Raw genomic sequence first — 25,852 nt, forward strand, 5'->3', positions numbered from 1 at the left:
AATAAAAGCCCAAGCATACTATTAATTACACTGCATCTGTCATTACATATAAATTGGATGGAGTAATTTTGTTTTCTAAAATTAAGTATGGATGACATTTCATTAAAGCAAGTTTAAGAACTTCTGGTACTCTCTCTTCATCATAAGCGCATACTAAATATAATCCGCCTTTATTTACTAATTTGTCTGCTTCATTTTCAAACTCCTCTAAAATAGGTATAATCCCTTCTTGCTGTCCCCATTCTACATGAGCCCATATTTGAAAAGACGTATTGTTTTTATAGAAAGGATCTAAATGTTTAGACAGATGTTCAAAAATTATGGAAGGCTGAAAACTTCCACTTGAACAGTAATAGTCAAAATTATTAATGGTATGTATATATGTTAATTGGTCTTTAGTTAAAATTCCCTCTAATCTTTTGAAAATCAGCGGAATTAGTCTTTCACTTTCTATAACTAAAGTATGTCTCTCCTGTTCAATCCCCGACACAATATAAGACACAAGGTTATCTAAGTAACTTCTCATATCGACAATATTATAGTAAATATGAACGCTTTCATTATTCTGTATCAATTGAGCAAACTGATTTTTCAAGTGTGTACGCTCCCTTATATAAAATGAACCTAAATGTTAAGACTCTTAAACTAGTAAATTGTCTATTCGTTAGAACAATTCTACGCTTTGCATTCTTGTCTGTCAAAACTAGATGTTCTCCCCTTTGTTTTAGGGTATACGGCTGTTTTTTAGAATAGTGTACCTATGTTGTAAATGAGATAACGTTTACGCCGGTTATTTTGGCGCTTTGACTAAAGAATACTATACCCTGCTCAAGTACGATTAAAACTTAACAAGAAATAATTACAGAATTAAGTTCCCTTACCTCTTCATTAAATAAATTCTCATGTAGCATTGATAAGAGCATTAATCATCTACTTTTTACTTTGTATAACCTATGGAAAACCAGTTACTACAAAATACAAAGAAAAAACGCCACTTACTTTAATAAATGGCGTCTCTTCTTTTAGAATATCTGAGTAAAGGCTACAATTAAAATCGTAATCCCGCTTATCAACGTTCCAAATTGACTCAATGTAAATTTCCCAATTTGAACATTTGCTGCTTTTTTCCCCACCATTACTCCTAGCCATACGGTGATAAAACTGCCAAATGCTGATGTAAGCGAAATAGCTAAAGGTGATAAACCAAGTAAACCCGCTCCTAGACCGTTTGTAAGTGCATTTGCTGAAAGTGCAACACCTAGGACAATGCTTTCGATCCACCCAATATATCGTACGTTTTCTTGACCACTACTATCTAATTCATCACTTCCGTTATTTCTTTGGGATACAACTAATAAAATAATGCGAATCCCAATTAGCGTTAATAATACGACGGCTACAATAACATGGAACACTCCTGGCAAGATTGTTGAAATCCACCTGCCAAACATAATCCCCACCATGCTAAAGAGGAAACAAATAGCTGCTATCAGTAAATTAGAAAGCCATTTTATCCTTACCTTTCGAACTCCGTATGATATTCCTACACCGAAGTTATCTATACTCGATGATAATGCAAAACCTAATATGAATAACCATTCCATTTTGTATTCTCCTTTTGTTGATAATGTTGAGGAGATTTGCTTATTTGTTGCATATATTGTTGATAAACCTTCAATAAAATGATCACTGCGCGTTGAAAAATATAAAGAGGTGAATCGCGATGTCCAACACCCAAAATGATCAAAGTCTTGGTTTGTTATTAAGGTCTTTATTAAAGGAAAATGCTTTATCTATGCGGAAACTTAGCTCACTTACGGGGATTGATACAGCAACTATCTCACGGATTATAAATGGAAAACAGCAAGCAAATCTACATCATTTAAAACAATTTGCGCACTATTTAAATACTCCTCTTGAAGCATTAATTGACCCTGCTGGAGCTGCTTCAAACAATACAGAAAATGAATTAGAAACAGGCATTCATTACTCCATTGATAAAATTCAAGAAATACTTAAATCTTTTAATATAGCAGATACAAACTTTACGATTGAACGTGTCGAACAAGAACTAACAAAATATAAGCAATATGCACAGACAGACGAAGGACACAGCATGATTTGTAATAACTTTCAAACCAAAATAGAGCAAGTCGGCAGCGTCGGAACCTTTATTGATCAATTAAAGCAAATGTATCTTGAATATTGTGATGAAAAAACATCAGCTGCCAAGCGCTCAATATTGGGAAGTGCGCTACTGTATTTTATTTTGCCTACCGATATTATCCCAGACTATGTCTTTCCAATCGGCTATTTAGACGATGCAATAGCTGTACAACTGGTAATGAATCAACTTACGGAATAAAAACTGAGTTTTATTAAGGGAACTGAACGCGGTATGCCCCTATTTATTGTGAAAACGGAACTTTTTCTGAACGATGAGCAGGTAAATACTCTATTGCTTTCTTTAATTTAAATAATTCCTTTGGCACAATCTTTTTGATGATTTTTTCTTTTTCACATGGCTCATGGTTACATTTATGCGCACACATACCTAAAGGAATTTTCTCTCCTGAAAATGGATCTATATAAAATCCATTTTCAAACAGCTTACTCTTAATAACATTTTCATTTTGCAATCTGCAGCAAGTAACGCAATAGTACATTCGTTTTCCACTCTCTTTCTTATATTTGATTTTGAAACATCTTATGAGAACTCATCAACAGAAGTGCTTGTTCCTATGTTAAAAGTTGAAAAAATCTCAACAGGCGTTGAAGAATACTCAACACACGTCTCTTACAAACATATAGTTTAATAATGACAGAATGAAGAGTGTCATACTTTGAGGAGGGATAGCGGTGAAAACAAGAGGTATTATTAACGCTGTAATCGGTATTTGGCTCGTTATTGCTCCTTGGATGCTTGGGTTTTTATACGATGCAGGAGCTACTTCAGCAAGTATTGTATTTGGAACCCTTCAAGTGATCATGTCTTTTTGGGAAACTACTAAATCAGGATGGAATTCATGGCAAAACTGGATTTCGCTCATTACCGGATTATGGTTTGTTCTTTTTCCCTTTGTTTATTCATTAACAGATGGGGTACTTTGGTCTAGCATAATACTTGGGTTAATGACCGTACTATTTAGCTTATGGAGCTTGAACTCTAAATCAAAACTAAAAGCTGTAAGTTAAAGAGCGAATAATATTCCATCATTTAATTAAACTATTGGAAATGCCGCAACGCATCGACCTATGTGAGAAACAATTCTTGCAGCAAAAAAAAGCTCCCTACGGAAATAGGGAGCTTTTTCTGCTTTTTATGTAAAGCCTACACAGATTCATTCAACGTAATATACTTTATAGGAAATAACAAAGGTGTCCCTAATTGCTAGAAGACACCTTTGTGGACTCTAGAGAAAGCTAATCTTTGACAACCTTTATTTATCTCTACTCATGCAAAATAGATATTAACGAACTTTTTCTTCACGGTCATCTCTTCTTTTAAGACCAAAAAGACCAACTAGTCCTAATAATCCAAGTAGTTCCCAAGGTGAATCATTGTCATCATCCACATCAGTTGCTGTAGTGACATTTCGAGTATTTACGCCATCGTTATAGGTATTTACGTCATCATTGTAATTTGCTCTATCTACGTTATTATTTTCAGCATTAACCGGTGAGATGAAAGTGGTCATAGCTAAAGCTAACGTACATAATAAAACAGACCATTTTTTCTGCATACTTTCTCCTCCTTTCCTTTTGTTAATAGATAAAGTTCCCATGGTCATTAGTTACTATTCGTTAAGTAGATATATCATGTGAAACCACTCACTAATACCAAAAATAAAGAAGCTTTAAAATTAGTATAAATATATTTTTTATCTATTAAGCAAACTATCCAAGATGCAATGGAGCATCACTCATGAAACCCAATTACGTCATAGAAAAAACTACCTTCTCTGAACTGAACCCAAAAAGCTAGACCCTTTATCTCAGGTAGCTTTTTCTATTTTCAGGCTGTATATGATATATAATTATAGTTAACATAATCACGCCTTCCGAAATACATCATAAAAAACGAGCCCTTGATACACAAGGACTCGTTCGCATACTCATTTTCTTTTTTATACACAACTTCATACATTGTTGTTAATTTACCAGTACTTTGATCACTATTCAGACTAGAACTCTTACATAAAAAATAGTCTTTTTATACCCAAAGCGAACTCGTACCTTCGTTTTCAAGATGCAGCACGTTCACTTCTGTTCCTTTATCATACCCATGCTCTCCACCTGGAAGAACAATCAGTACGTTTGCTGCAGCTAATGACGAAATAGCGCCTGACTTATCCATGCCAACAGGCGTCACAACAAGCTTTCCGCCTTCGTCTGAAATCTCTCCTCGCACCATTCTTGTAAATGCATTAGGCTCTTTGAAGCAGCCGTTTAATACCGCTTTTGTTTTATGTAAATGAGGCAGAGGAGAATGCAAAAAGCTGCGAACAATTGGACGAACAAACAGTTCAAACCCGACATAGCAAGCAGATGGGTTTCCCGATAGTCCAAACAGCAGCTGTCCGTTTCGTTCTGCGACTGTTGTGACGCTTCCCGGCCGCATCGCAATTTTGTTAAACAGCACATTGGCGCCAAGCTTTTCATAAATAGCCGGCAAATAATCATAGTCCCCAACGGATACCCCACCGGTTGTCAGCAAAATATCCACTTCTTCGAGCGCTTTTTCTACTGCTTCATAGCAGCGGTCAAAATCATCTTCAAGCTTCCCTAAATATTTCGGAATTCCCCCGCTTCTTACGATTTGCGCGAGTGCCATATAGGAGTTGCTGTTGCGGATTTTTCCTGGTTCTAACGGCTCGTTCACATCAAGCAGTTCGCTTCCTGTTGTTAAAACCCCAACAACCGGCTGCTTCACAACAGCGACATCCGCATAGCCAAACGTAGCTAAAAAAGCGGTGACGCCTGGATTAATGCGCGTCCCTTTTGAAACAAGCACGTCTCCTTTTTTCGTTTCTTCTCCTTTTAATGCAATGTGTTCCCACTTTGAAGCAGGTCGGCTTAACGCCATATACGTTTTACCTTCTTTTTCATACGACTTCGTTACTTCAAGCATCACAACCGCATCACACGAATGAGGCACCTGCGCTCCTGTCATAATGCGCACCGCTTGAAATGGCTTTACTTCTCCTTCAAAAACAAAACCTGCACCGATTTCACCTACAACTTCGAACTCCATAGGATGTTCACTTGAGACTTCTACGCAGTCTTGCGCTCGAACTGCAAAGCCGTCATAAAGCGATTTATTAAAATGAGGAACGTTTTGGTCGGCGATAATATCTTCTCCTAAATATCGTCCATAGCTTTCGGTGATCGATACACGTTCGATGCTGCCTTTTCTTTTATATGTCATAACTTTTTCAATTGCTTCAGGAATTGAAATAGGTGTTCTGCTTTCTAACATACATTCTTCACTTCCTTTATGTCTGTTCACTTTTTGCGCTATGGTGTAAAATCATAGCATATCTCACTATTTCTATCATACAACAAAATTTACTGAAAAAGGATGAAAACACCGATGTCTTCTTTTACACATTTTAATGACCAAGGCCGTGCCAATATGGTCGATATTAGCGAAAAATCTATCACTCGCCGCGTCGCAACGGCTCGTTCAAGCATACTCGTTAACAAAGAAATTCACGAAGCCATTGTAGAACATAAGATCGGAAAAGGCGACGTCCTTGCTGTCGCACAAGTAGCGGGAATCATGGCAGCAAAACGCACGTCTGACATTATTCCGATGTGTCACCCTCTTCTATTAAAAGGCGTAAACCTTTCATTTGACTGGGATACAAGCAATGATCAATATCGTTTATTAATAGAAGCAACGGTAAAAACGGAAGGCTCAACGGGTGTTGAAATGGAAGCTTTAACCGCTGCTTCTGCCTGCGCATTAACTGTCTATGATATGTGCAAAGCCATTGATAAAGGCATGATTATCGGCGAAACGTATCTGCTTGAAAAATCAGGCGGCAAAAACGGTGACTACAAGCGCACAGAATCGTAAAGGAGGTACATAATGAGCGTACATGAACATAAATCTAAAGCAACTCAGCCCGTTCGTTGCAAAATCATTACGGTATCCGATACACGTACAAAAGAAACCGATAAAAGCGGCGCGCTGATGATCCAACTTCTGAAAGAACACGATATGCAGGTCGCTTCCTATGAAATTGTAAAAGACGACCAAACGTCGATTCAACAAGCGATACTTGCCGGATGCAGTGATGAGGACATTGACGTTGTTCTCACAAACGGCGGGACTGGCATTACAAAACGAGACGTCACGATTGAAGCCGTTCAAGCGCTGATTCATAAAGAAATCGTTGGGTTTGGCGAGCTGTTTCGCATGCTGAGCTACACCGAAGACATTGGCAGCGCGGCGATTATGAGCCGGGCAATTGCCGGGACGATTAACGAAAAAGCCGTTTTTTCTACACCAGGATCAAGCGGTGCTGTTCGTCTAGCTATGACCAAGCTGATTTTGCCTGAACTTCGCCACGTTGTGTGGGAATTAAACCGCCAGCGCTGACAAAATGCCTATGCACACGCATAGGCATTTTCATTAATCATAGTCTTTATGTACCCACTCATCTTCTGGAATACCTAAATCTTCTCCAGAAAAACGCTCTTCTTTAAACGGATCTCCTCTAAGATGAAAGCCGTTTTGCTCCCAAAAGCCAGGATGATTTTCATCAATGACTTCAAAGCCTCGAAGCCATTTAACACTTTTCCAAAAGTACAAATGCGGAACAACCAATCGCAGCGGATATCCATGCTTAGGTGTAAGCGGCTCTCCGTTAAAGGAATGAGCGAGAAGAATATCGTCTCTCAGTAAATCTTTTACCTCAATGTTTGACGTATAGTCATTATCTCCGTGCAGCATGATGTATTTACTTTTCAACTCCACGCCAACTGCTTTTAAAAAGTCTGTAAACAGCACGCCCGTAAATTCATTATCAAGCCTTGTCCATCTCGTTACGCAGTGAATATCACATTTCACTGTCGTTTGCGGCATGTCCAATATATCTTGATACGAAAGCGTCACTTCTTTGTCTACCAATCCAAATACCCGAAGCGTCCACTCCTCTAAGTTATACTCCGGCACGTCGCCTTCATGTAAAATGGGAAAGCGCTCCGTTACTACCTGGCCCGGAGGCACTCGTCCTTCATACTTTGGTTCAATTTCCGGTGTTTTCATTCGTTTAATACGGTCTGCTTTGTTCAAATGTATCACCTCGTTGTTTTTTCTACATAAAAAGCCCTTCCTTAAACAAGGAAGAGCTTCGTTTCAGCTTCTTCCTTATCTCTAAGAGCAGCGCGCTCTTAAGGATTTGGCACCATTCTGTCATAGACAGCGGTTGCCGGGTTTCACAGGGCCAGTCCCTCCACCTCTCTTGATAAGGAAACAAATTGTATTTGTTTTATGTAATAAAGTCAGTATTAAGCTTTTTGTCATAATTGTCAATATTATTTTTCTTTTTCACACAAAAAACTTTAACGCAGGTAGAGTATAAAGTTCGATTCTATTAAATCATAAACGAACATTCCTTCAGCGAACCGGATGATGGTGGAACAACATCCCCACTAATGTTAGACTTTTCCTAAGTAGTATTTTTAAGAGGTGTTAACGTTGAAATTAATAAAAGAATTATCTGGAATAGCCATTGGGCTCATTATCGCTTTGGCGGTTTCAAAAATATTCTTTGATACCCCAACCAATATTGGAATCGTAGTTATTTTTATTACTAGTATTGTAGTAATAGGTATAGCAAGAGCGAAACTAAGATAAGATAATTTAACTAAAAAACCCCACCTTTTAATTAGCAAGGTGGGGTTTTCTTTTAATAACTTTAGTATGTAGTAATTATAAGTGAAGGCTTTTACCCTTCTCCATCAATCATCGTATACTTCCTAGCAAAGCGCTTGTAGTAAATTTGCTCATCCTCTTGTCCATCGTTAAAAACAAGTCGGTTATGATTAATATCTTTTTCTTTTAACACATAGCCTTTTTCATTCATCATATGAATATATTCATCTAAATGTCCTTTTTTCACCATATAGTGAAGAGCATCATCTGAATCTGTAGTCCTTGCTACATCTTGACTTCCCACTTCTAATTTGAATACGGCTTTTGCTGTTTGAATCGGACGGTAGTCTCCAAACACTCTTTCCCAATTTAATAGCAGCAGCGCGCCGGAAATTATTATACATCCTCCAGTAGCTACGGTTAGTACAAATCGTTTTGACACTACTTTCTCTCCTTTACATTCTTTTTCTTCTAGTTAATACAACAGATTGGCCTAAAGATGTTTTAACGCCAAGTCCTAGATACACGGCAGCACCCAAAGCAATTGAAATACAAGATGTGCTGATTGCAAGTGACGATGCAGAAAGCTTACTTTCTAAAAAATAGTGAGATTCATAATTGCCAATAAGCACAGCTGCTGACATCACACTTACTAATAAAATAGGTGTTATTGCGGCTTTTCCTAATGATTGAACCCGATAAGAAATGGATTTCTCAATTAAATAAAAGTTATAGATAACGGATACGCCATATCCTCCGTACGTTGCGACAACAGGTCCAATTTCTTTTAAGCTTGAGACTAACAATACATTTAATACTATCTTCACAACAATTCCTAAGCCCAAGCCTAAAATTAATTTCTTTTGCTGATTAATCCCTTGAAGGATCGCGGCTGTTGCGGTGAAAAGAGCAAATAAAATAGCAGCAGGCGCGTACCATTGTAGAACAACCCCACCGATTTCAGGACTGTTTTTTGCACCGAAAATCATCATATATACCGGCTTGCTCAATAAACAAAGGCCTACGGCAGCAGGAAGAGTAAAAAATAACAGCAGCTGCAGCGTTTTTGTAATCTTGCCCTTTACCTCTCGTAAATTTCCTTGCACAAAAGAAGATGTAATACCCGGAATCAGCGACATGCTGAAGGCAGTTGCTAACGATACCGGCACCATCACCAAAATCTGTGCTAACCCAATGACGGAGTTAATCGTTTCAGCCTTAGCTTGTCCATATCCTATTGATTGAAAAAGTATGTTAATCGTAAACGTATCAATATTTTGATAGATTGGAATAGCTAAACCAACTAATACAAACGGAACGGCGTAGGTTACAAGCTCCTTGAACATTAAAGAGAACGGAACAGATTTATTATTCTTTCCGCTGTTCACTTCCTTCATAATCAACGGCTTGCGTTTTAGATACGTCGCACCGAGAATTCCAATTCCCCCTACGCCACCGATAAATGCTCCAAACGTACCAATTCCAACAGCTTTTGTCATCGTACTATGAAAAAAGTGAATGACCGCATATGCTCCTGCTAAAATAAACAGCACGCGCACTATTTGTTCAATAATTGTACTTAGCGCAGACGGTCCCATAGACTGGTTCCCCTGAAAGTAACCTCGTAATAGACTCATAGGCGGGATAATAATTAAAGCAAAGCTCACCATTCGGATAACGTACACCACATCTTTTTGATTATTTCCTGAGGAATCTTTTCCGTTAATGACTAGTTCAGCAAGCCAGGGCGCCATCGTATAGAGGACTAAGAAACCTATTATGCCGGTTACCGTCATCAACAGAAGTCCTGCTTTTAGCAGATCTTGTCCAGCACGGTAGTTTCCAAGACCGTTATATTTTGATACATACTTTGAAACAGCAAGCGGAAGACCCATCGTTGATAAGCTTAGCATCAATGTATATGGACCGTATGCGTACTTATAAAGCGCGTAGCCTGACGTTCCCACTAACGCTGTAAACGGAATAATATAAATAAAACCTAAAATCTTTGTTAGTAAAGAAGACGCCGTTAACAAAAGCGTACCTCTCATCAATTTTTTTTCCATACATCAAAACTCCAGCAATAAATAATATATTTTTAACAAATACTTGGTTTATTGTATCATACTTACATTTATTATCCAGTTTTTTATAAAGACTTAGAATTCTTCCTATATTAAGTTTTATTACATAATAAAGGAATATAAACCACCCTTTACACCTATGAAAAACGAATCGTTTTCTACTTTTCACTTTAGCCGACGTTTACATTCTAAAAGAGGTGTTACATTATATATATATCAGTTACCAACTCAACTAAGACTCCTTGACTATTCTGGCCTACCTGCTCTTTTAGGTAGACTGAGGTTGCTAAATCGTTATATATAGGAGGAAAAAATCATGAAAATGAAACAACGACTATCAAAAGCGGCGGCGGCGGCAACGATTACAGGAATTGCTGCATTTGGATTTGCTCCTGTCGCTCAGCTTGATACACCAGCACACGCAGCTACATCTCAAGAAACAAGCAGTCAAAGTCAAACAGCTGTAAAAAACATTAACGAAATTTATAATGCCGCGGTAAAAGGTGAAGTGCCACGCTTAACGGCAGACTTCAAAATTGGCAAAACCCTGCGTCAAGACGTTCGTGACCAGTTCGGTCCGCCCCCTGAAGGTTCATCAAACAACTTTGACTACTATCATGCGGAAATGGGTCACCCTGGATATGCATTTGGCTATGATCAAAATAACGTCATTAACGAAATCCGCTATTTTGGTACAAATGTAGAGCGCCAAACAAATCTAGGCTCCATCACGCAAGCTAACTTAAAGAAGGAATTAGGTCAGCCGAACTTTACAAGCAAAGTAAAAGGTGATGGTACTACTCAAACGAAGTACACCTATCACGCCGGCGCCTATGATCTTGAATTTATCTTTGATGATGCCAAAACATTAAATCACGTAAACTTAGTTGCAAAACCTTAATTCATAGAAAAAGTAGCAGATAGCCTGCTACTTTTTTTCATGAAGTAAAACCAGTGCTGAATTAGCCACGTGTTCATAGCCAATTTCCATGTAAATCTTGTTAGACGTAGGATTTGTCATATCTGTGTATAGACTTGTTGTTTGAAAGCCTTCGTCTAGCATAAGCTGAGAAAGCGTGGACACACAGCTTGATGCATAGCCTTTTTTACGTTCTTCAAGAGGCGTGTACACATAGTTAATCGTAATATTATGAGCTGTTGGACGCGCGGCATTTGCCATGGATACGTACTTCTCGTTCACTTCCCATAAAAATAACCGTCCTGCTTCAATAAAAGCTTTTCCTGCTTTGGCAGCTTGTTTTTTCGATATAGGCTCCCCAATGATATCCATAAACTCTCGAACCCACTCCGTTACGAGCGAAAGGTACTCCAGCCTTGCTTTTACCAGCATTCCTTCAGCATCCGCAGCTTTTTTTACTTTGTCTAACCGGTAAATACGCTGATCCATTTTCAAAGAAGCTTCTTGATTTTTTAAATCTGCTAGTTTTTGAGAAAGATATAAAACCGTTTGTCTTTCTCAAACTAAGCCTGGTGTGTTGATTTTTTGTAATAGCTCCGCCGCTTCGCTTAGGTCACGCTCCGTTAGCTTTTGTATTTGAGACAGTATGATTTGCTGAGGATGCGTTTGCAGCAAAACAAGCGCAGCACATCTATCTTTAAAAATAACGCCCATAAAATTTGGTTTGCTGCTTTCATGTAAGCTGTATAAAATGCCAAGCGCTAAGTTATGAAGAATTTCATTTTTCGCTAAAAGCGGTTCTACATGGTTTTTAAACTCCTGCACTTCTATATATCTATGTAACTGGATCATTTTCTTTCTACCTCCGCAAATGCTCTTACCGGAAACGTTCCGGCTCCTTTTATTTTAGGAGGCACGGCGTAAAATAAAAAGGACTCCGTTAGTTGATCTAAGTGACATAAGTGTTCAGCAATCACAATGTCCGCTCCTAACAGCAGTGTATGAGCTGGTCTTGCTTTTCCTTTTGTGTCGTCGATATTCATCGAATCAATTCCGACAAGAGCAGGCTGTTGAGACACTAAATAAGCTGCCGCGCGTTCTGTTAAGTATGGATGGTTTTCTAAATAATCGTCTGTATTCCAGTAGCGATCCCATCCCGTGTGAATTAATACCGCTTTGCCTTTTACGTCTATATGTTGAAAATGAGATTCATCAATAGCCGTTAAAGTCGGGTCGACTGAAACCACTATTCCTTCCAGTCCGGCTGTTTTATCAATAGCCGTTTGAGCTAAATCCGCTCCGTCTTTGTATCTGTGAAACGGCACGTCAATATACGTACCGGTATTCGTGACCATTTCAATTTTACCGATTTGAAATTCAGTCCCTGGTTCATAAAGCCTTCTAGAATCTTCTCGGCTTAAATAGTCGCAAATGATTGGTGCCGGCAAGCCTTTATGTGTGATAACTCCGTCTTCAATGATGTGGCTTAGATCAATATACGTTCTTTTTTTCATACCTTCACCCACTTTTTCAATATTCAGTAAAAATATTCTAACATAAAAAGGCTCTTCCTAGTTTCCTAGAAAGAGCTTTTTTTAGAGAACATTATTAACTTGATAAACATACATCGTACGTATGCTTTGTATAAACAAATCCTTCAAAAATAAGACGGGCTGTACGCACTACTTTAATTCCTTTAACTTGTCCATCTTTTAAATCCACACTGGTTTCCATAATTCCCATTGGATGAGCAATTCGAATGGTATCGTCTTTTACCTTAACCATTTCCGACACCAACGTGCCTTTTGTATAAATAGCCGCCGTTGTACAAATTGCTCCTGTAATGGCAAGCGTTTGATGCGGTTTTTGCATTGACATCATCCGGATTAATACGTCCATTTGGGAAGCAGCTTTGTCTCTGCCAGTCCCGTCTCGGTGGTCCATAGGAGGAGAAATAATCGTCATTTTTGGAACCGCTGGTGATAGTTTAGTTGCTTTGTCTTGAGGTGCAAGCCCCGCTTTTTCCGCTGCAATGGAGCGAATTTCTTCAAACAGCTTCAGCTGTTTGTCCGTGTATTCATGCGGAAGTTCTGTTCCCTTTAGGCCAATATCCGCTGCTTTAACAAATACAAGCGGGTTTCCTACATCAACAATTGATGCTTTTATTGTCCCGATGGATGTTTGCAGAAGATCAATAGCGTTCCCGGTCGGAAGCAGTTTTCCAGTAACGGCTCCTTCTCCGTTTTCAAACGAAAGATAAATGGGTGAACCCGTACCTGGCACTCCAGGAATCATACACGATCCTTCTGTTTTCACTTTCCCGTTTTCTACTTCTACTTCCGCTACAATTACTTTTTTGGTATTCGTATTATAGATCCGTACTTTAGTCACCGGTTCCACAGCTTGTACAAGTCCTTGTTCGATTGCATAAGGGCCGACCGCTGAAGAGATATTGCCGCAGTTTCCTTTAAAATCAACGAGAGATTCGCTGATGCTGACCTGCGCAAACGTGTAATCTACGTCGGCTTTCTCTAAATCTGATTTTTTTATAATCGCAATTTTACTCGTCAGCGAATTAGCTCCGCCTAACCCGTCAATTTGACGTTGATCTGGACTTCCCATTATATCTAGCAAAAACGGTTCCCAATCCGATTTGTTCACAGGCATTTCTTCATGATTGATAAAAACCCCTTTACTCGTTCCACCTCTCATAACCGTTACAGGAATACGCGTCATCTTAATCACCTTTCTCCCCTACTAACAAACGCCGAGGCGCTCATCAAACCATTTTATTTTTTTACTATTTAGAACCGGTTCATTTGCCATTTATCGTATAATAGAGGTGGTCATAAGTAAAATACATAAAATTTATTGTCTTTTTAAAAATTTTTTTATAATCTAAATACAAGGGGGATTGGGATGGATCAAAAAGATTGGATATTAATTAAAACGCTTCACGAAGAAAAGAACATTACGCGAACGGCTGAAAGACTCTACGTATCGCAGCCTTCTTTAAGTTACCGCCTTAAAAATCTTGAAGAAGAATTTGGCGTGACGCTTTTTTTCAAAACGAAAAAAGGAATTGAGTTTACATCTGAAGGTGAGCATCTTGTTCGCTATGCGGAAAATATGTGGAAGCAGCTGCAGGAAACAAAAGACAGCATGCGCAATATGAGCGAAACCGTTACGGGAACACTTCGCTTAGGGGTATCGAGTAACTTTGCACAGCATAAGCTTCCTAAAATTTTAAAGCAGTTCTCTCTTCACTACCCAAATGTACAGTTCAGCGTCAATACGGGCTGGAGTACGCAAGTTATGAATCTATTAGACTCTTCGCGTGTGCACGTTGGTATTTTACGAGGCAATTACCCGTGGAACGGAGAAAAATCACTGCTGACGAAAGAGCGACTTTGCTTAATTTCGAAAAAAGAAATTGCGATCGATGACTTGCCGAACCTGCCTTATATTAACTATAAAACCGATACGTCATTAAAAGATCTCATTCAAGACTGGTGGCATGACAAGTTTTCAGAGCCTCCGTTTGTGGCAATGGAAGTTGACCGGCAAGAAACGGCCAAAGAAATGGTCAAAAATGATTTAGGCTTTGCAATTTTACCTGAAATTTGCCTTCACTCCAGCGACAGCTTATATACATACGGACTTTCGTACCGAGATGAATCACCTTTACTTCGAAACACGTGGCTCATGTACGATCCTTCTTACTTGAATCTATCGGTCGTGAAAGCATTTATTGACTTTTTGAAGCGAAGTGAAAAGTAAAGTAAAAGCTAAAAAGTTTGCGTCTTGGGAGAACCTCTCTTTTGGACCAAGCTTTTTTCTAGATTACCATTATAAAATTTTTTTATGAACTTTCTAAAAAAACCTATATTTCCTTTATTTTTCAAAATGTACTAACATGAAAACAAGAAACATCAGCGGGAGTAAAGAGCGGCTTTAAAAATTCTTAATAATCAAACTACGACTCATGCATGGGGATGAGAGATGTTAGTCACGTTTTTTCACTCTAAAAGAAAACGCTTTCAAAGAAAAGAGGGAAAATAAAGGAGGTTGTTTGAATGCTAGCACTACTAGGTTTTACAATGATTATTGTCTTTACGTATCTCATTATGTCAAAAAGGATGTCTCCTATCGTAGCTTTAATGGTCATTCCACTTCTTTTTGCGGTGATTGGAGGGTTTGGCAAAGGCGTCGGAGACATGATGCTAGAAGGGCTAAAACAAGTAGCTCCGTCAGCTGCGATGCTGCTGTTCGCCATCTTATACTTCGGGGTTATGATTGATGCCGGACTGTTTGATCCATTAATTAAGCAGCTGTTAAAAATCGTAAAAGGCGATCCGCTCAAAATCGTCATCGGAACGGCTCTTCTATCGCTTTTAGTTGCACTAGACGGAGACGGTACAACCACTTATATGATTACGGTTTCTGCTCTTCTTCCACTTTATAAACGCCTGAATATGAGTCCGTTAGTGTTAACGACAGTTGCGATGCTTTCTCTTAGTATTATGAGCAGCATGACGCCTTGGGGAGGCCCGGCTACTCGTGCGATTGTCGCCCTTCACCTCGATGCATCAGAGTTCTTTATTCCACTTCTTCCAACGTTAATTGGCGGAGCTTTGTGGGTTGTTTTTACAGGCTATATTCTTGGAAAAAAAGAGCGCAGACGACTTGGTGCTATTGACATCGAGCAGTTTGAATTAAAAAGCTCGCTTGCGTTTGCTGAAGATGCATCTTTAACTTCTCAAGAAGATATTACACAGCCTAAAAAAATCTGGATTAACTTAGCTTTAACCATTGCACTCATGGTCGTGTTAGTTTCTGGCATTTGGTCTGTTTCCGTTTTATTTATGATTGGTTTTGCGCTTGCTCTTATGATTAACTATCCAAAACTCGAGGATCAAAAAGAACGTTTAATGGCTCATGCAGGCAACGCGTTAACCGTTGCAGCCCTTGTCTTTGCAGCCGGTATTTTTACAGGAATACTATCCGGCACTAAAATGGTTGACGAAATGGCAAGCCTGTTAATTCATTTAGTTCCTGATTCACTCGGTTCGTTTTTACCGACAATCGTTGCTTTAACAAGCATGCCGTTTACATTTGTGATGAGTAACGACGCTTATTACTTCGGTGTTTTACCAATATTCGCTGAAACAGCTGCTTCTTACGGAATTGATCCGTTGGAAATTGCGCGGGCTTCAGTACTCGGACAACCTGTTCATCTGTTAAGTCCGCTCGTTGCGTCTACTTTCTTACTTGTAGGTATGGTAGGTGTTGATCTTGGTGAACATCAGCGCTTTGCATTTAAATGGGCAGTTTTAACCTCTCTTGTTCTGATTGTCCTTGCTATTGTCACAGGCGCACTTACGCTATTTTAATAGGAATAAAAGCCGTTATGGCTTTTTATTAATAAATTGATAAATGATAGGTGGAGGTACTTCTAAAATGTATGTAATTACGTGTTATGTAGGAAAAGGTGAAATGAAAATGTACGAGTTTGACAGTAAGGAAGAAGCACTTAGTCAGCTCAAAAAGCTGAAAGGCTGCAGTATTCTTTCAGAAGTTGTTTACTTTAATGATTCATCGGTTATTCCGATAGCTATTTAATTGTGTACTCAACCCTATAGGTACAAACTTGATAAGCTTCCTTTCGCTCAAAAGGAAGCTTCTTTTTTTATGTTTTTTACAAACTCCTACCAAGAAGGTTATAAAGCAGCTGCCAGCACCTTTACTCTCATAAGCTTTTTGGTACGTCCGGTTCATTTTGTTTTCTTGCTTCAATCATATCAATAATTCGATTGGTATGTGGAGTTAGCACTGCGCACTTTTGGTAGAAGGCTCCGTCTACGACAAGCAGCTCTTCATCCATCCCGCAAAACTTACAGCGTAACTCTTGTGGTCCTGCGTAGGAAGTGTGATAAACACTATCGTTAAAGATGGTATAAAAAGTATTTCGTTGTTGCGCGTCGTAAAAGCCATATTCTTTATTACTGTCATCACGGTAATTAACTCCATAGTTCCGGTCAAATTCTTCTTGAGTAAATTCATCCTGCAAAAGTTCATTTTGTACTAGTTCCCTTAAACAATCCTCTATTTCCTCACTGTTAAATGAACAATCATGTACATAAACTTCTGGTTCTTCGCTGCTGTTCTCTTTTACCATCATTTCGCTTCTGCAAATCGCACATGGTTGTTTAGGACGCTGTTTATTAAAATAAGAGAGCGTTTGTACCTTTTCCGCTTCTATTTCATCGTTCGTCTTTTTGAATTTGATTTTTACATTTTCCGTTTGACTGATGTTTTCGTTGTACAGCATCACTTCATATTCATCTATATTCTTTCCGTTTTCTTTTCGACTCAAATGCTCCATTACTTCATACGAAGAAATAGTAAAAAACTCTTTAAAATTCACCACTAACATGCATCCTTCCAAAAAAATTACGTTCTCTATGTACCAGACATGCTCTATACTACCATTTTTTCAAAGGCTTACACCACTAAACGAACTTGTTTTAGGTTCATGCATGTATAACCATTTACTATAACTCACCAATATGCAATTAGCTAGCTATTTTATATTCCCATCAAATAAATAAGTTGCTTTTCCATGAGGCCATTTCCCAGATACTTCATAAAGATAGTAACCGCTCTTTGAAGACACTTCAATACGATTATTCTTTATCGTAATTTTTTCTTTTTGATTGTTTTGGTTTAGTTGATAAACAGTAAGTTTTGGATTGTTTTTTAGTAGAATTTTAACTTTGGTACCTTTCTCTAGCGTAAGGTCATCAAATTCTTTAGCAACCTCTTTTGGTGAGTAAGAATCCGTTTTGGTTATGTGCGCACCATCGTCACCGTTCCATTCATATTCTCCTACTGACATTTCGTACTCTTTATCATTAACCACAATGCTTCCTGACACTGGAACTTGCTCATCATTAGGTGTAGATACATTTACCTTTTCTTGGTTGCAACCAACTAGTAAGAAAAAGAATAACGATGTAATAGCTACTTTATTCATACTTCCCCTCCTCTTAAGACTGGCTCTTCTCCTCATCTTATTTTTCATTACAAATATATAATACCAAAAATATCCATAAGGGAAACCATTAAAAATCGTAACAATTATGATTTACATCAATCTGTTTGTTTACAATGTTCCGAGCATATCCTTTTACTCGCCGGCATACATAACACTAACCCTTTTATAAGGAGGCTTTCGTGAATACGTATGTAATCATTAGCATTGGCGTTGTTGCCAGCGCATTTTTATTTCAGAAATATCGAAAGCAAGTCGTTGAAATATATACAATCAGTGAATTTATTCACGCTAAAAACGGCGTTGTTGCTACAAGTTCCACGTGGCTTGGCAAACTGTTGAAAGAGCCTTACGCTACCGGTCCAAATTATGAAAAAACCGAGAATGACGTTAATGGAGATGGAGGAGAATAACTAAAACAAAAAAAGATTGAGACATAACTACACCACTCTAATCTAAAGAAGAGAAAATTGAGCAAATGATATATTATGGCTTGCTTATTAGGCCGCTGTTGATTGCCGTGCAAGACTTTGCTTTCCGCGGGAGTCTTCGCCTTGCCCTTCAATCAACAGCTAGAAGCAACTAAATAGATTAAACCTACGTTCACCCTACCAATAAAAAATCCGAACGAAGTTGATTCTCCATCAAGAATCTTCACCGTTCGGATCTTCCTTCAGCTAAAACACTTTTGTCCCAGCCTCTTTCGTTTTAATCATCGCTTCCTAAAATACCGAAAAAACGAAGCAAGTTGATGAATAGATTAATAAAATCTAAATACAAAGACAGTGCCAAAATCGGAACAAGCTCTTCTGTGATTTCACCGTGCTTCATTTTATTAAAATCATACAGCACATAAAGTGAGAAAACGATGGTACCAATCACTGAAAATGCCATGAGTCCAGGCGTTGTTAATGGACTAAACAGCGAGAAAATGCTGATGCACACTAATGCTAACAGCGCCACTAATAAAAAGCTGCCTAAAAACCCTAGATCTTTTTTTGTTTTTGCGCCAATTACACCCATCACCGTAAAAATAACGAACGTGCTTCCAAACGCATAAAGAACGACTTCCGCTCCCGCTACTGAGGCATAGTGGCTAACAATCGGAAACAGCGTGATGCCTGATATAAATGAAAACGCATATGTAAAACCGTATCCTACGCTTTTTTTCTTTCGTAACATAAATGCCGCAACCAGCATCACAAGTTCAGCAATCGCTAACGGAATAAAATAAGCCGGCGGCACATATTGACCTACGTATAAGCCAACTGTGGAAATAAATAACGAAAAAATAAATGTTACTAATACTTTTTGAAACAGAGACCGCTGCTCTACTCCAATCACTTCTTGCATGTGTAAAACCTTCTTTCTAAAATCTGTTATATTTTATATAATACCTACCTTTTTAAGAAAAATAAAGATAATACTAAGGTCTTTTTTCTTATTTTTATAGACAAGTAAGCATAGACGCTGCCGTCTATGCTTACTTGTTATACCTTTATTTCGGCAAAAGAATACCGTCAATAATTCCGTAAGTCTTTGCTTCTTCAGCACTCATAAAATAATCTCGTTCCGTATCGTTTGCCACTTTTTCAACCGGCTGTCCCGTTCGTGTTGATATGATTTCATTAATATGCTGCTTCAATTTTAAAATCCGCCGGGCGCTAATTTCAATTTCAGTCGCCTGCCCTCTAGCCCCTCCCAGCGGCTGATGAATCATAACTTCACTATTTGGAAGTGCATAGCGCTTTCCTTTTGCTCCTGCTAGGAGAAGCAGTGCGCCAAAAGAAGCAGCCATGCCCGTGCAAATCGTTTGCACATCCGGCTCGATATACTGCATGGTATCATAAATCGCAAACCCTGCTGAAGTCGAACCTCCGGGGCTGTTAATATAAAGTGAAATATCTTTTTTAGGATCATCTGCGGCGAGAAATAAGAGCTGTGCGACCACACTGTTGGCAATATGATCATTAATTTCATCACCAATTAAAATAATTCGGTCTTTTAACAGCCTCGAATAAATATCATACGAACGTTCACCGCGATTACTTTGTTCAATTACATATGGAATTGTACTCATATATATCCTCCTTATCACACGTAATATGGCTATGCAGCCATGCAGAGAGTGCACGTCGGAGTATACGTTGGTTTTTGAATGACGCTTTTTAAGGAAGGCAAAGCTTGAATCAAAAGTGCTGGATCCTGCACTTCTAGCGTCTTATAAAAAAGCTCTGACAGCTCTTTACGTTCTTTTTCATTCCAAAAAGAATCTGTGGAAAACGGCTCACCGTCTTTTTCTAACCGCTGCTTAGCACGATGCAAATTGCTTTTCACCGCTGTTTCTGACGTTTGTAAAATCGAAGCGATTTCTTTCACCTGATAGCGGAATCCTTCTTTTAAGAAAAAGATAACCGCTTGCTTCGGCGTAAACTGACTAAGAAGCAGTTCAACAGAGTGTCCTTTCATATCAAACGCCTGCTTGTCGTCTTGTTGGTCCAAAGCTTCTTCTCCGGCTATTACTTCACGCTTTCGTTTTCTCAGCAGATCAATCCAGTGATGATACGCAATTTTATTTAACAGCGCGGAAGACAGCTTGTGCTCTTCACCTTTATATCGCTGAGCTTTTAAAAACGTTTCTTGGGCAATATCGTCTCCATCCCACGCATTTTGCGTTAAAAAACGGCAGTACTGCTGTAATTTTGGGTAATGCTCGTTCCAGCAGGCATCGTCAAAGCTTTCTGTTTGTGTTTCAATTTTTTTTGAATGTGACATAATTTTCACTCCTTTTGCACTCTCTATTTACTAAACGATTAAAGGAAGTTCAAAAGATACGGGGAATCAAACTTTTTTACACATTATACGCTTAAGCAGTCATTTTTTTGTATTATAATGAAGATACTTTTATCTGAGGAGTCTAAAATAATATGCGAAGAAGACGATTATATGGCAAGAAGAAAACGAACAAACTTCACTATAAAGACTTAACCTGTGAATACCCTCAGCCTGCTTTGCCTATGAGCTATACAAGTGAAGCTCCTTTTTACTATTATGACGCGTCAGACGATGAAAGACAAAACGACTTTGAACTATATTCAGAGATTTGTATCATGAACCAAGAACATTTTTTCGTAAGAGGCTGTGTTAAAATTCCTGTTCTTAATGAAGAAGAATTTTTCACTTGGAACATATGGGTTTCTTTAAGCGAAGAAAATTTCCATCGAATGACAGATTTATGGGAAAGTGACAAAAGAGAAAATGAACCGCCTTATTTCGGCTGGTTTTCAGTTTCAATTCCAGGCTATCCCGAAACGTTAAATTTAAAAACAAATGTGCATACAAGATCTGTTGGAACAAGACCGCTCATCGAGTTAGAGCCAACCGATCACCCTTTAGCCGTCGAGCAGCGGGAAGGGATAACGCTAGAGCGAATCAAAGATATACAAAAACAATTGACTACCTATTAAAAAAACAAGACAGCCCCAGACTGTCTTGTTTTTTTACCTTTATGGCATGCGCTTTGCTCCGTAGTATTTAGGCGCCCAGTAGCTGTCTACTTTATAGTTTGTAATTTTCACGCCCTCAGATGTAGATACGTGAACGACGTAATCATTTCCAATGTAGATAGATGGAATAAGTGAACTTCCTTCAAAAAAGACGAGATCTCCCGGCTTCAAGTCAGATTGTGAAATAGTTTCCCCTGCTTCCCACTGCTGACTCGCATAGCGCGGAATGTCTTTTCCATCTGCTTCTTTGTAAATGTATTGAACAAAACCAGCCGTATCAAAGCCTGTAGAAGGGCTTGTCCCACCTTGTGCGTAAGGTACTTCTCCTACATATTTAAGAGATTCCGTCACAAATGGATTGTCTTTTGACAGCGATAAGTCATCGTAGCGTCTTGCTCCTGCGTACTTAGACGTCCAGTAGCTGCTTGTCAGGTAATCCACCGTCACATTTTCGCTGCGCTTGGCATGAATAAACTGATTGCCGCCTGCGTAGATACCGACGTGTGAAATCCCTTCACGATACGTGTCTTTAAAAAAGATAACGTCTCCTGGCTTTAAATCTGCGCGAGCAACTTCTTCTCCAACTTGCCACTGCTGATCGGTTGATCTCGGAAGGTACACGTCCGATGCGTGTTGAAATACATATGCAACAAATGCGGAACAGTCAAAACCGTCCGTTGGCGACTCGCCTCCAAATACATATGGTGTGCCGAGATGCTTTAGCGCTTCTGCAATAACTTCATTATCTTTTGCAATTTCCGGTGCTCCTGTAATGCGCTTTGCTTTGGCGAAATGTGATGACCAATACGCGCTGCTTGAAATGTTTTTCACAACGACTTTTCCGTCTGAAGAAGATGCATAAATCATCTCATCGTCTCCGATATAAATAGCGGCTACGTCCACTTCACCGTTTTCATCGGTGTCAAAAAACAATACATCGCCTGCCTGCAGCTCATTTTTATCGACATCTGTTCCAAGCTCTGACTGTTCTTTCACGGAACGAGGAAGCGTTGTATCAAGCGCTTGCTTAAATACATATTGAACGAAGCCAGAGCTGTCAAACCCTTCGCTTAGCGTCTCTCCTCCAGACGTATAATCCGCTCCTTCATACGTTTTTGCTTTGTCAGCAATCACATTTTCATCTGTAGCAGCCTGTACTTGCACGGCTTTTTCTGGAGGAAAAGCGCCTTCATAAAAAGTGGCAAGACTAAGCCCTAACGCTGTGACCATAAGAGGTTTCATTACTTTCATCTTTGTTCTCCTTTGTTTTTTATTTCATCCAAGAAGTTTTATATGTAAATGGTTCCTCTGTTAAAGTATCGTGCAGATGGATAGGAATTGGCTAGTACCTTTTGGCTTAAATATGCTTCCCTTCCAAAGTCCTGTAAAAAATCCAGAAAAAAACTCGGCGCGTATGGCGCCGAGCTTTTTTATTTCATGCCCACCTGGATATTTGCTGCTTTTTGTTTTTGACGTAAATTTGCAATCCACTTGTAGTAAAGTGTAATCAAAAGAACAAAAATACCAAGCGCAAAGTACAGTTTTGAATACCCTAAAGCACCTGCTGCAATTCCTAATACAAATGAACCAACCGCAATACCGCTATCATAAAACGTAAAGAACGTGGCAGTTGCATATGCGCTTCGATGAGCAGGCGCCGCTTGAATCGCAAGCGTTTGGAAGCTAGGAAGCAGCGTTCCGTAGCCTAGACCTACTAACGCACCTGAAAACAGCAGCATCCAAGAAGAATGTGTAAGGCTTAAGCTAAATAGACCAATCGCAAAGACAATACATGATGGAATAATCACAATGTTTGGTCCAGATTTATCAAATAATCTTCCTGTAAACGGTCGTGAAATCAGCATCGCAGCTGCGAATACGACAAAGAAAAAGCTTGCTGTTTTAATCAATCCAAGCGACTGTGCGTACACAGAAATAAAAGAAATAATACTTGCATACGAAAAAGAAACGAGAATACCTACAGATGAAATCGGCATGGATTTCTTTTCAAATAAATCGCTCAGTGAAAATGATTTATTTACTGACGGAGCAGCGTTTTCTTGAAGATTTTTGACCATCATTCCGCACAGCCAGCCAACGAGCATAATCACGCCAAATACAAGGAAAATAATGTTGTATGCCATGTATTGATGAAGCGTTAATGCTAAAAACGGCCCTGCAACAACGGCTAAGTTCATTGACATTCCGAAGTAGCCAAGCCCTTCTCCTCGTCGTTTAGCGGGCACTAAATCCGCTGCAATCGCTCCGGTGACGGTTGTTGCTAAGCTGAATGAAATCCCTTGAAAGAAGCGCAGTAATAAAAGCACGTTAAAATGGTGGATGAACATATATAAGAAGGAAGAAAGCGCAAAAATGAGGGTACTAAATACAAGCGTTTTTTTCTTTCCAATGTTTTCAATGACTTTCCCTGAAAATGGTCTAACAATAATCGCAGATAATAAAAAGATGGTAACAACAAGCCCTGCCTGCGTACTCGTGCCTTCTAAGGCGTCTAATACATAAATCGGCAGCAGCGTCAGCAATGCATAAAACACGACAAAAATAAAAAAGTTGGTAATTGCAATGCTGATAAAGCTTTTAGTCCAGATTGGCTCCTGCTGGTTCGTCATTCATTTCACCCTTTTCTGTAGATTTACAAATTTTCTTTAATAACGAAATAAGCTGATCTTGTTCGCTGTCGGATAAAGCAATCAGCAAATTTTCTTCCAAACGTTCTATTTCCTCTTGAATTTCCGGAAGCTTTTTCTTCGCTTGAGGAGATAAATAAACGATGCGCTCTCGTTTATCACTGCCTGCTTTTCGAACGATCCATCCGCTTTTTTCAAGCCTTGTTAACGTTCGCGTAACCGTTGGCGCTTCGACATTTAAATACTGCCAAATCTCTGTCTGCGTCATCGAGCCGAATCGCTTTAAACAAAATAAAATCGAATACTGTGAGCTGTATAGCCCGTACGCTTTTAACACTTCATTTACTTCTTTAATAGACAACCTCGACTTTTGATGAAGCTCATGAAACACCAAGTTATTCACTTTTTCTCACCTCACACTTTTATTTACCTAGGTAACTAATTGTTCTTTTATTAGTATATGTGCTGCTAGTCAATGTGTAAAGGCGGCAAAAAAGAGCGAAAAACAGCTATTTTCTCTAAATTTCTACTAATGATTTACGCTTTCACTTCTATTTTCTTATTCTTTCGTATCACGAAACTTTTTGTATATATTTACATGCACCTGCAAACTCTGTTAAAGAAGACGAAACAATATGCGGGAGGCTGGTATATGTTTTCACTGCGCGGCGATGCTCATAAAGTCTACCTTAAACTGAAAAAAGCGGCTCATCAACACCAAAACGCAGAAGAAATTGATGAATTAGCGGAAATAGAAGAAATCCGGCAGCTTTACCTTACGCTCGACAGCGCTACTTTGCGAAAAGTTTATTACCGAATGACCAAAGAAAAAAACGGCTCCGGCGTCATTCCCATCCTTGTTTCTGCCTTGCCTTGGCTCTTTTTTTTATTTTCGCAGCGGCTCCAGCAATTTTTATTTAAAGACGGCAGCTGGCTTTGGATTATTTTTGTCGTGCTGTATGTTTTTATTCTCATTCCAAGCGTGTTTCTTCATTTCCGTGAACAATCGTGGGCTTCTGTTCATATTGAAATTATTCAAGACATTTTAAAAGACCGTGAAAAAGAGCCGAAACCCCTTTGAGGTCCGGCTGTTTTTTACCTATTATGAAATAGCTTGTCTGCTTTCTACGTCTCGACCTAACTTTCTTTTGATACGCTGCAGCGCGTTGTCAATTGACTTGACGTGCGTATTTAATTCTTTCGAAATTTCAGCGTATGAATGGCCGTCCATATACAGCGTCAATGCTTTTCTTTCCAATTCACTAAGTGTTTCCGCAATTTTTAATTCGCGGTCTTCCACTTTTTCTTGATGAATCAGCACCGCTTCCGGATTAGCAATTTGATCGCCAGGAATCATATCCATCAGCGTATAGTTTGATTCTTCATCATACAGAGGCTTGTCCAATGAAATGTACGAATTTAACGGACCGTGCTTTTGACGAGTAGCCGTTTTAATTGCCGTAATGATTTGTCTTGTGATACATAACTCCGCAAACCCTTTAAAAGATGTTAGCTTGTCTTCGTTAAAGTCGCGAATTGCTTTGTACAGTCCAATCATTCCTTCTTGGACGATATCTTCTTTTTCAGCACCAATCAAAAAGTATTTTCTTGCTTTTCCCCTTACAAGATTTTGATACTTGTTGATTAAATACTCTAATGATTTTTCGTCTCCACTATGAACCATTTCAACCAAAACATGATCTTCTAACATAGCATAATTTTGAACTTTTTCAATTACGATGCCTACGCTCACTCA

General features: G+C 38.9%; 33 protein-coding genes and 1 riboswitch. Of the genes, 12 read left to right on the forward strand and 21 right to left on the reverse strand.

Annotation, left to right across the window (positions count from 1 at the left end; genetic code table 11):
* Positions 1–25: 25 nt before the first annotated feature.
* Together Q5794_RS19470 and Q5794_RS19475 are read right to left on the reverse strand one after the other, a co-directional pair.
* Positions 26–595: an MEDS domain-containing protein gene (locus Q5794_RS19470; protein WP_214987318.1), complete on the reverse strand. Its 570-nt coding sequence runs from the start codon at positions 593–595 to the stop codon at positions 26–28.
* A 427-nt stretch (positions 596–1,022) separates the two neighbouring features.
* Complete coding sequence (locus Q5794_RS19475; RefSeq protein ID WP_374988335.1) at positions 1,023–1,604, reverse strand: manganese efflux pump; 582 nt, start codon at positions 1,602–1,604, stop codon at positions 1,023–1,025.
* Between the two features lie 119 nt (positions 1,605–1,723).
* Between Q5794_RS19475 and Q5794_RS19480 the strand changes: the two genes are divergently transcribed.
* Positions 1,724–2,365 carry a DUF1232 domain-containing protein gene (locus tag Q5794_RS19480; protein WP_214987320.1) on the forward strand — a complete coding sequence of 214 codons (642 nt, stop codon included), beginning with the start codon at positions 1,724–1,726 and terminating at the stop codon, positions 2,363–2,365.
* 43 nt (positions 2,366–2,408) lie between these two features.
* Here the strand turns inward: Q5794_RS19480 and Q5794_RS19485 are convergent, their stop codons facing one another.
* Positions 2,409–2,666 (reverse strand): DUF3973 domain-containing protein, encoded by a 258-nt coding sequence (locus Q5794_RS19485; protein WP_374988336.1) that lies wholly within the window; start codon positions 2,664–2,666, stop codon positions 2,409–2,411.
* Between the two features lie 193 nt (positions 2,667–2,859).
* Between Q5794_RS19485 and Q5794_RS19490 the strand changes: the two genes are divergently transcribed.
* A complete protein-coding gene (locus Q5794_RS19490; protein WP_214987322.1) occupies positions 2,860–3,195 on the forward strand; it encodes an SPW repeat protein in 336 nt (111 codons plus the stop codon).
* 275 nt (positions 3,196–3,470) lie between these two features.
* Here the strand turns inward: Q5794_RS19490 and Q5794_RS19495 are convergent, their stop codons facing one another.
* Together Q5794_RS19495 and glp are read right to left on the reverse strand one after the other, a co-directional pair.
* Positions 3,471–3,743: a WGxxGxxG family protein gene (locus Q5794_RS19495; RefSeq protein WP_214987323.1), complete on the reverse strand. Its 273-nt coding sequence runs from the start codon at positions 3,741–3,743 to the stop codon at positions 3,471–3,473.
* A gap of 470 nt (positions 3,744–4,213) precedes the next feature.
* Positions 4,214–5,479, reverse strand: coding sequence for a gephyrin-like molybdotransferase Glp (gene glp, locus Q5794_RS19500; RefSeq protein ID WP_374988337.1), 1,266 nt, complete (start codon positions 5,477–5,479; stop codon positions 4,214–4,216).
* Positions 5,480–5,593: 114 nt separating this feature from the next.
* Between glp and moaC the strand changes: the two genes are divergently transcribed.
* Together moaC and Q5794_RS19510 are read left to right on the forward strand one after the other, a co-directional pair.
* A complete protein-coding gene (gene moaC, locus Q5794_RS19505; protein WP_192995208.1) occupies positions 5,594–6,082 on the forward strand; it encodes a cyclic pyranopterin monophosphate synthase MoaC in 489 nt (162 codons plus the stop codon).
* Positions 6,083–6,094: 12 nt separating this feature from the next.
* Entirely contained in the window at positions 6,095–6,607 is a 513-nt protein-coding gene (locus tag Q5794_RS19510; protein WP_075419278.1) for a molybdenum cofactor biosynthesis protein B, read from the forward strand.
* Positions 6,608–6,640: 33 nt separating this feature from the next.
* On the opposite strand, the gene Q5794_RS19515 is transcribed toward Q5794_RS19510, so the two are convergent.
* Positions 6,641–7,303, reverse strand: coding sequence for a sulfite oxidase-like oxidoreductase (locus tag Q5794_RS19515; protein WP_374988338.1), 663 nt, complete (start codon positions 7,301–7,303; stop codon positions 6,641–6,643).
* Between the two features lie 72 nt (positions 7,304–7,375).
* Positions 7,376–7,482: riboswitch (SAM riboswitch) on the reverse strand.
* A 226-nt stretch (positions 7,483–7,708) separates the two neighbouring features.
* Here Q5794_RS19515 and Q5794_RS19520 point away from each other — a divergent pair.
* Positions 7,709–7,867, forward strand: coding sequence for a hypothetical protein (locus tag Q5794_RS19520; RefSeq protein ID WP_214987326.1), 159 nt, complete (start codon positions 7,709–7,711; stop codon positions 7,865–7,867).
* Between the two features lie 91 nt (positions 7,868–7,958).
* On the opposite strand, the gene Q5794_RS19525 is transcribed toward Q5794_RS19520, so the two are convergent.
* Both Q5794_RS19525 and Q5794_RS19530 read right to left on the reverse strand, forming a co-directional pair.
* Positions 7,959–8,327 (reverse strand): hypothetical protein, encoded by a 369-nt coding sequence (locus Q5794_RS19525; RefSeq protein ID WP_214987327.1) that lies wholly within the window; start codon positions 8,325–8,327, stop codon positions 7,959–7,961.
* Positions 8,328–8,340: 13 nt separating this feature from the next.
* A complete protein-coding gene (locus Q5794_RS19530) occupies positions 8,341–9,951 on the reverse strand; it encodes an oligosaccharide flippase family protein (RefSeq protein ID WP_374988339.1) in 1,611 nt (536 codons plus the stop codon).
* 334 nt (positions 9,952–10,285) lie between these two features.
* On the opposite strand from Q5794_RS19530, the gene Q5794_RS19535 reads away from it, so the two are divergent.
* Positions 10,286–10,870, forward strand: coding sequence for a YjgB family protein (locus Q5794_RS19535; protein ID WP_214987328.1), 585 nt, complete (start codon positions 10,286–10,288; stop codon positions 10,868–10,870).
* Positions 10,871–10,897: 27 nt separating this feature from the next.
* Here the strand turns inward: Q5794_RS19535 and Q5794_RS19540 are convergent, their stop codons facing one another.
* From Q5794_RS19540 to Q5794_RS19555, 4 genes are all read right to left on the reverse strand, one after another.
* Positions 10,898–11,377, reverse strand: coding sequence for a GNAT family N-acetyltransferase (locus Q5794_RS19540; RefSeq protein ID WP_374988340.1), 480 nt, complete (start codon positions 11,375–11,377; stop codon positions 10,898–10,900).
* Between the two features lie 69 nt (positions 11,378–11,446).
* Complete coding sequence (locus tag Q5794_RS19545) at positions 11,447–11,740, reverse strand: hypothetical protein (RefSeq protein WP_374988341.1); 294 nt, start codon at positions 11,738–11,740, stop codon at positions 11,447–11,449.
* On the reverse strand, positions 11,737–12,402 hold the full coding sequence (locus Q5794_RS19550; RefSeq protein ID WP_192995231.1) for a cyclase family protein: 666 nt from the start codon (positions 12,400–12,402) through the stop codon (positions 11,737–11,739). Before Q5794_RS19550 ends, Q5794_RS19545 begins: the two co-directional genes overlap by 4 nt.
* 94 nt (positions 12,403–12,496) lie before the next feature.
* Positions 12,497–13,624 (reverse strand): 2-methylaconitate cis-trans isomerase PrpF family protein, encoded by a 1,128-nt coding sequence (locus Q5794_RS19555; protein WP_214987365.1) that lies wholly within the window; start codon positions 13,622–13,624, stop codon positions 12,497–12,499.
* A gap of 183 nt (positions 13,625–13,807) precedes the next feature.
* Here Q5794_RS19555 and Q5794_RS19560 point away from each other — a divergent pair, with 183 nt between their 5' ends.
* From Q5794_RS19560 to Q5794_RS19570, 3 genes are all read left to right on the forward strand, one after another.
* Entirely contained in the window at positions 13,808–14,668 is an 861-nt protein-coding gene (locus tag Q5794_RS19560) for a LysR family transcriptional regulator (RefSeq protein WP_374988342.1), read from the forward strand.
* Between the two features lie 296 nt (positions 14,669–14,964).
* On the forward strand, positions 14,965–16,281 hold the full coding sequence (locus tag Q5794_RS19565) for a CitMHS family transporter (protein WP_374988343.1): 1,317 nt from the start codon (positions 14,965–14,967) through the stop codon (positions 16,279–16,281).
* A gap of 67 nt (positions 16,282–16,348) precedes the next feature.
* Positions 16,349–16,510, forward strand: coding sequence for a hypothetical protein (locus Q5794_RS19570; protein ID WP_164796205.1), 162 nt, complete (start codon positions 16,349–16,351; stop codon positions 16,508–16,510).
* Between the two features lie 127 nt (positions 16,511–16,637).
* Here Q5794_RS19570 and Q5794_RS19575 read toward each other — a convergent pair whose 3' ends face one another.
* Complete coding sequence (locus Q5794_RS19575; protein ID WP_214987332.1) at positions 16,638–17,318, reverse strand: hypothetical protein; 681 nt, start codon at positions 17,316–17,318, stop codon at positions 16,638–16,640.
* Between the two features lie 153 nt (positions 17,319–17,471).
* A complete protein-coding gene (locus Q5794_RS19580; protein WP_192995247.1) occupies positions 17,472–17,924 on the reverse strand; it encodes a hypothetical protein in 453 nt (150 codons plus the stop codon).
* Positions 17,925–18,124: 200 nt separating this feature from the next.
* Here Q5794_RS19580 and Q5794_RS19585 point away from each other — a divergent pair, with 200 nt between their 5' ends.
* Entirely contained in the window at positions 18,125–18,355 is a 231-nt protein-coding gene (locus Q5794_RS19585) for a hypothetical protein (protein ID WP_214987333.1), read from the forward strand.
* Positions 18,356–18,650: 295 nt separating this feature from the next.
* On the opposite strand, the gene Q5794_RS19590 is transcribed toward Q5794_RS19585, so the two are convergent.
* The 3 genes from Q5794_RS19590 to Q5794_RS19600 all read right to left on the reverse strand — a co-directional run bounded on the left by Q5794_RS19590 (position 18,651) and on the right by Q5794_RS19600 (position 20,717).
* Positions 18,651–19,295, reverse strand: coding sequence for a Bax inhibitor-1/YccA family protein (locus tag Q5794_RS19590; protein ID WP_192995249.1), 645 nt, complete (start codon positions 19,293–19,295; stop codon positions 18,651–18,653).
* Positions 19,296–19,440: 145 nt separating this feature from the next.
* A complete protein-coding gene (gene clpP, locus Q5794_RS19595; RefSeq protein ID WP_013084484.1) occupies positions 19,441–20,022 on the reverse strand; it encodes an ATP-dependent Clp endopeptidase proteolytic subunit ClpP in 582 nt (193 codons plus the stop codon).
* Positions 20,023–20,051: 29 nt separating this feature from the next.
* Positions 20,052–20,717 carry a sigma-70 family RNA polymerase sigma factor gene (locus Q5794_RS19600; RefSeq protein ID WP_374988344.1) on the reverse strand — a complete coding sequence of 222 codons (666 nt, stop codon included), beginning with the start codon at positions 20,715–20,717 and terminating at the stop codon, positions 20,052–20,054.
* A gap of 152 nt (positions 20,718–20,869) precedes the next feature.
* On the opposite strand from Q5794_RS19600, the gene Q5794_RS19605 reads away from it, so the two are divergent.
* Positions 20,870–21,409 carry a DUF2199 domain-containing protein gene (locus Q5794_RS19605; RefSeq protein WP_374988345.1) on the forward strand — a complete coding sequence of 180 codons (540 nt, stop codon included), beginning with the start codon at positions 20,870–20,872 and terminating at the stop codon, positions 21,407–21,409.
* Between the two features lie 39 nt (positions 21,410–21,448).
* Here Q5794_RS19605 and Q5794_RS19610 read toward each other — a convergent pair whose 3' ends face one another.
* The 3 genes from Q5794_RS19610 to Q5794_RS19620 form a co-directional block, all read right to left on the reverse strand.
* Complete coding sequence (locus Q5794_RS19610; protein WP_214987335.1) at positions 21,449–22,699, reverse strand: C40 family peptidase; 1,251 nt, start codon at positions 22,697–22,699, stop codon at positions 21,449–21,451.
* A 179-nt stretch (positions 22,700–22,878) separates the two neighbouring features.
* On the reverse strand, positions 22,879–24,078 hold the full coding sequence (locus Q5794_RS19615; RefSeq protein WP_214987336.1) for an MFS transporter: 1,200 nt from the start codon (positions 24,076–24,078) through the stop codon (positions 22,879–22,881).
* Complete coding sequence (locus Q5794_RS19620; RefSeq protein ID WP_192995273.1) at positions 24,047–24,499, reverse strand: MarR family winged helix-turn-helix transcriptional regulator; 453 nt, start codon at positions 24,497–24,499, stop codon at positions 24,047–24,049. The genes Q5794_RS19615 and Q5794_RS19620 overlap by 32 nt, the downstream gene beginning before the upstream one ends.
* Positions 24,500–24,748: 249 nt before the next feature.
* Between Q5794_RS19620 and Q5794_RS19625 the strand changes: the two genes are divergently transcribed.
* Complete coding sequence (locus Q5794_RS19625; RefSeq protein ID WP_226897309.1) at positions 24,749–25,177, forward strand: hypothetical protein; 429 nt, start codon at positions 24,749–24,751, stop codon at positions 25,175–25,177.
* A gap of 21 nt (positions 25,178–25,198) precedes the next feature.
* Here Q5794_RS19625 and sigH read toward each other — a convergent pair whose 3' ends face one another.
* A complete protein-coding gene (gene sigH / locus Q5794_RS19630) occupies positions 25,199–25,849 on the reverse strand; it encodes an RNA polymerase sporulation sigma factor SigH (protein ID WP_013058500.1) in 651 nt (216 codons plus the stop codon).
* Positions 25,850–25,852 lie beyond the last annotated feature (3 nt).

It is taken from the genome of Priestia megaterium (assembly GCF_041941685.1).
Classification (GTDB): Bacteria; Bacillota; Bacilli; order Bacillales; family Bacillaceae_H; genus Priestia; species Priestia megaterium_C.

What these genes read in the sequence shown, in the direction of transcription:
- Q5794_RS19475 (WP_374988335.1), bottom strand. Translation starts at nt 1,604, where the DNA reads ATGGAATGGTTATTCATATTAGGTTTTGCATTATCATCGAGTATAGAT.
- Q5794_RS19480 (WP_214987320.1), top strand. Translation starts at nt 1,724, where the DNA reads ATGTCCAACACCCAAAATGATCAAAGTCTTGGTTTGTTATTAAGGTCT.
- Q5794_RS19485 (WP_374988336.1), bottom strand. Translation starts at nt 2,666, where the DNA reads ATGTACTATTGCGTTACTTGCTGCAGATTGCAAAATGAAAATGTTATT.
- Q5794_RS19495 (WP_214987323.1), bottom strand. Translation starts at nt 3,743, where the DNA reads ATGCAGAAAAAATGGTCTGTTTTATTATGTACGTTAGCTTTAGCTATG.
- glp (WP_374988337.1), bottom strand. Translation starts at nt 5,479, where the DNA reads ATGTTAGAAAGCAGAACACCTATTTCAATTCCTGAAGCAATTGAAAAA.
- moaC (WP_192995208.1), top strand. Translation starts at nt 5,594, where the DNA reads ATGTCTTCTTTTACACATTTTAATGACCAAGGCCGTGCCAATATGGTC.
- Q5794_RS19510 (WP_075419278.1), top strand. Translation starts at nt 6,095, where the DNA reads ATGAGCGTACATGAACATAAATCTAAAGCAACTCAGCCCGTTCGTTGC.
- Q5794_RS19530 (WP_374988339.1), bottom strand. Translation starts at nt 9,951, where the DNA reads ATGGAAAAAAAATTGATGAGAGGTACGCTTTTGTTAACGGCGTCTTCT.
- Q5794_RS19535 (WP_214987328.1), top strand. Translation starts at nt 10,286, where the DNA reads ATGAAAATGAAACAACGACTATCAAAAGCGGCGGCGGCGGCAACGATT.
- Q5794_RS19540 (WP_374988340.1), bottom strand. Translation starts at nt 11,377, where the DNA reads ATGGATCAGCGTATTTACCGGTTAGACAAAGTAAAAAAAGCTGCGGAT.
- Q5794_RS19545 (WP_374988341.1), bottom strand. Translation starts at nt 11,740, where the DNA reads ATGATCCAGTTACATAGATATATAGAAGTGCAGGAGTTTAAAAACCAT.
- Q5794_RS19550 (WP_192995231.1), bottom strand. Translation starts at nt 12,402, where the DNA reads ATGAAAAAAAGAACGTATATTGATCTAAGCCACATCATTGAAGACGGA.
- Q5794_RS19555 (WP_214987365.1), bottom strand. Translation starts at nt 13,624, where the DNA reads ATGACGCGTATTCCTGTAACGGTTATGAGAGGTGGAACGAGTAAAGGG.
- Q5794_RS19560 (WP_374988342.1), top strand. Translation starts at nt 13,808, where the DNA reads ATGGATCAAAAAGATTGGATATTAATTAAAACGCTTCACGAAGAAAAG.
- Q5794_RS19565 (WP_374988343.1), top strand. Translation starts at nt 14,965, where the DNA reads ATGCTAGCACTACTAGGTTTTACAATGATTATTGTCTTTACGTATCTC.
- Q5794_RS19570 (WP_164796205.1), top strand. Translation starts at nt 16,349, where the DNA reads ATGTATGTAATTACGTGTTATGTAGGAAAAGGTGAAATGAAAATGTAC.
- Q5794_RS19580 (WP_192995247.1), bottom strand. Translation starts at nt 17,924, where the DNA reads ATGAATAAAGTAGCTATTACATCGTTATTCTTTTTCTTACTAGTTGGT.
- Q5794_RS19590 (WP_192995249.1), bottom strand. Translation starts at nt 19,295, where the DNA reads ATGCAAGAAGTGATTGGAGTAGAGCAGCGGTCTCTGTTTCAAAAAGTA.
- clpP (WP_013084484.1), bottom strand. Translation starts at nt 20,022, where the DNA reads ATGAGTACAATTCCATATGTAATTGAACAAAGTAATCGCGGTGAACGT.
- Q5794_RS19600 (WP_374988344.1), bottom strand. Translation starts at nt 20,717, where the DNA reads ATGTCACATTCAAAAAAAATTGAAACACAAACAGAAAGCTTTGACGAT.
- Q5794_RS19605 (WP_374988345.1), top strand. Translation starts at nt 20,870, where the DNA reads ATGCGAAGAAGACGATTATATGGCAAGAAGAAAACGAACAAACTTCAC.
- Q5794_RS19610 (WP_214987335.1), bottom strand. Translation starts at nt 22,699, where the DNA reads ATGAAAGTAATGAAACCTCTTATGGTCACAGCGTTAGGGCTTAGTCTT.
- Q5794_RS19615 (WP_214987336.1), bottom strand. Translation starts at nt 24,078, where the DNA reads ATGACGAACCAGCAGGAGCCAATCTGGACTAAAAGCTTTATCAGCATT.
- Q5794_RS19625 (WP_226897309.1), top strand. Translation starts at nt 24,749, where the DNA reads ATGTTTTCACTGCGCGGCGATGCTCATAAAGTCTACCTTAAACTGAAA.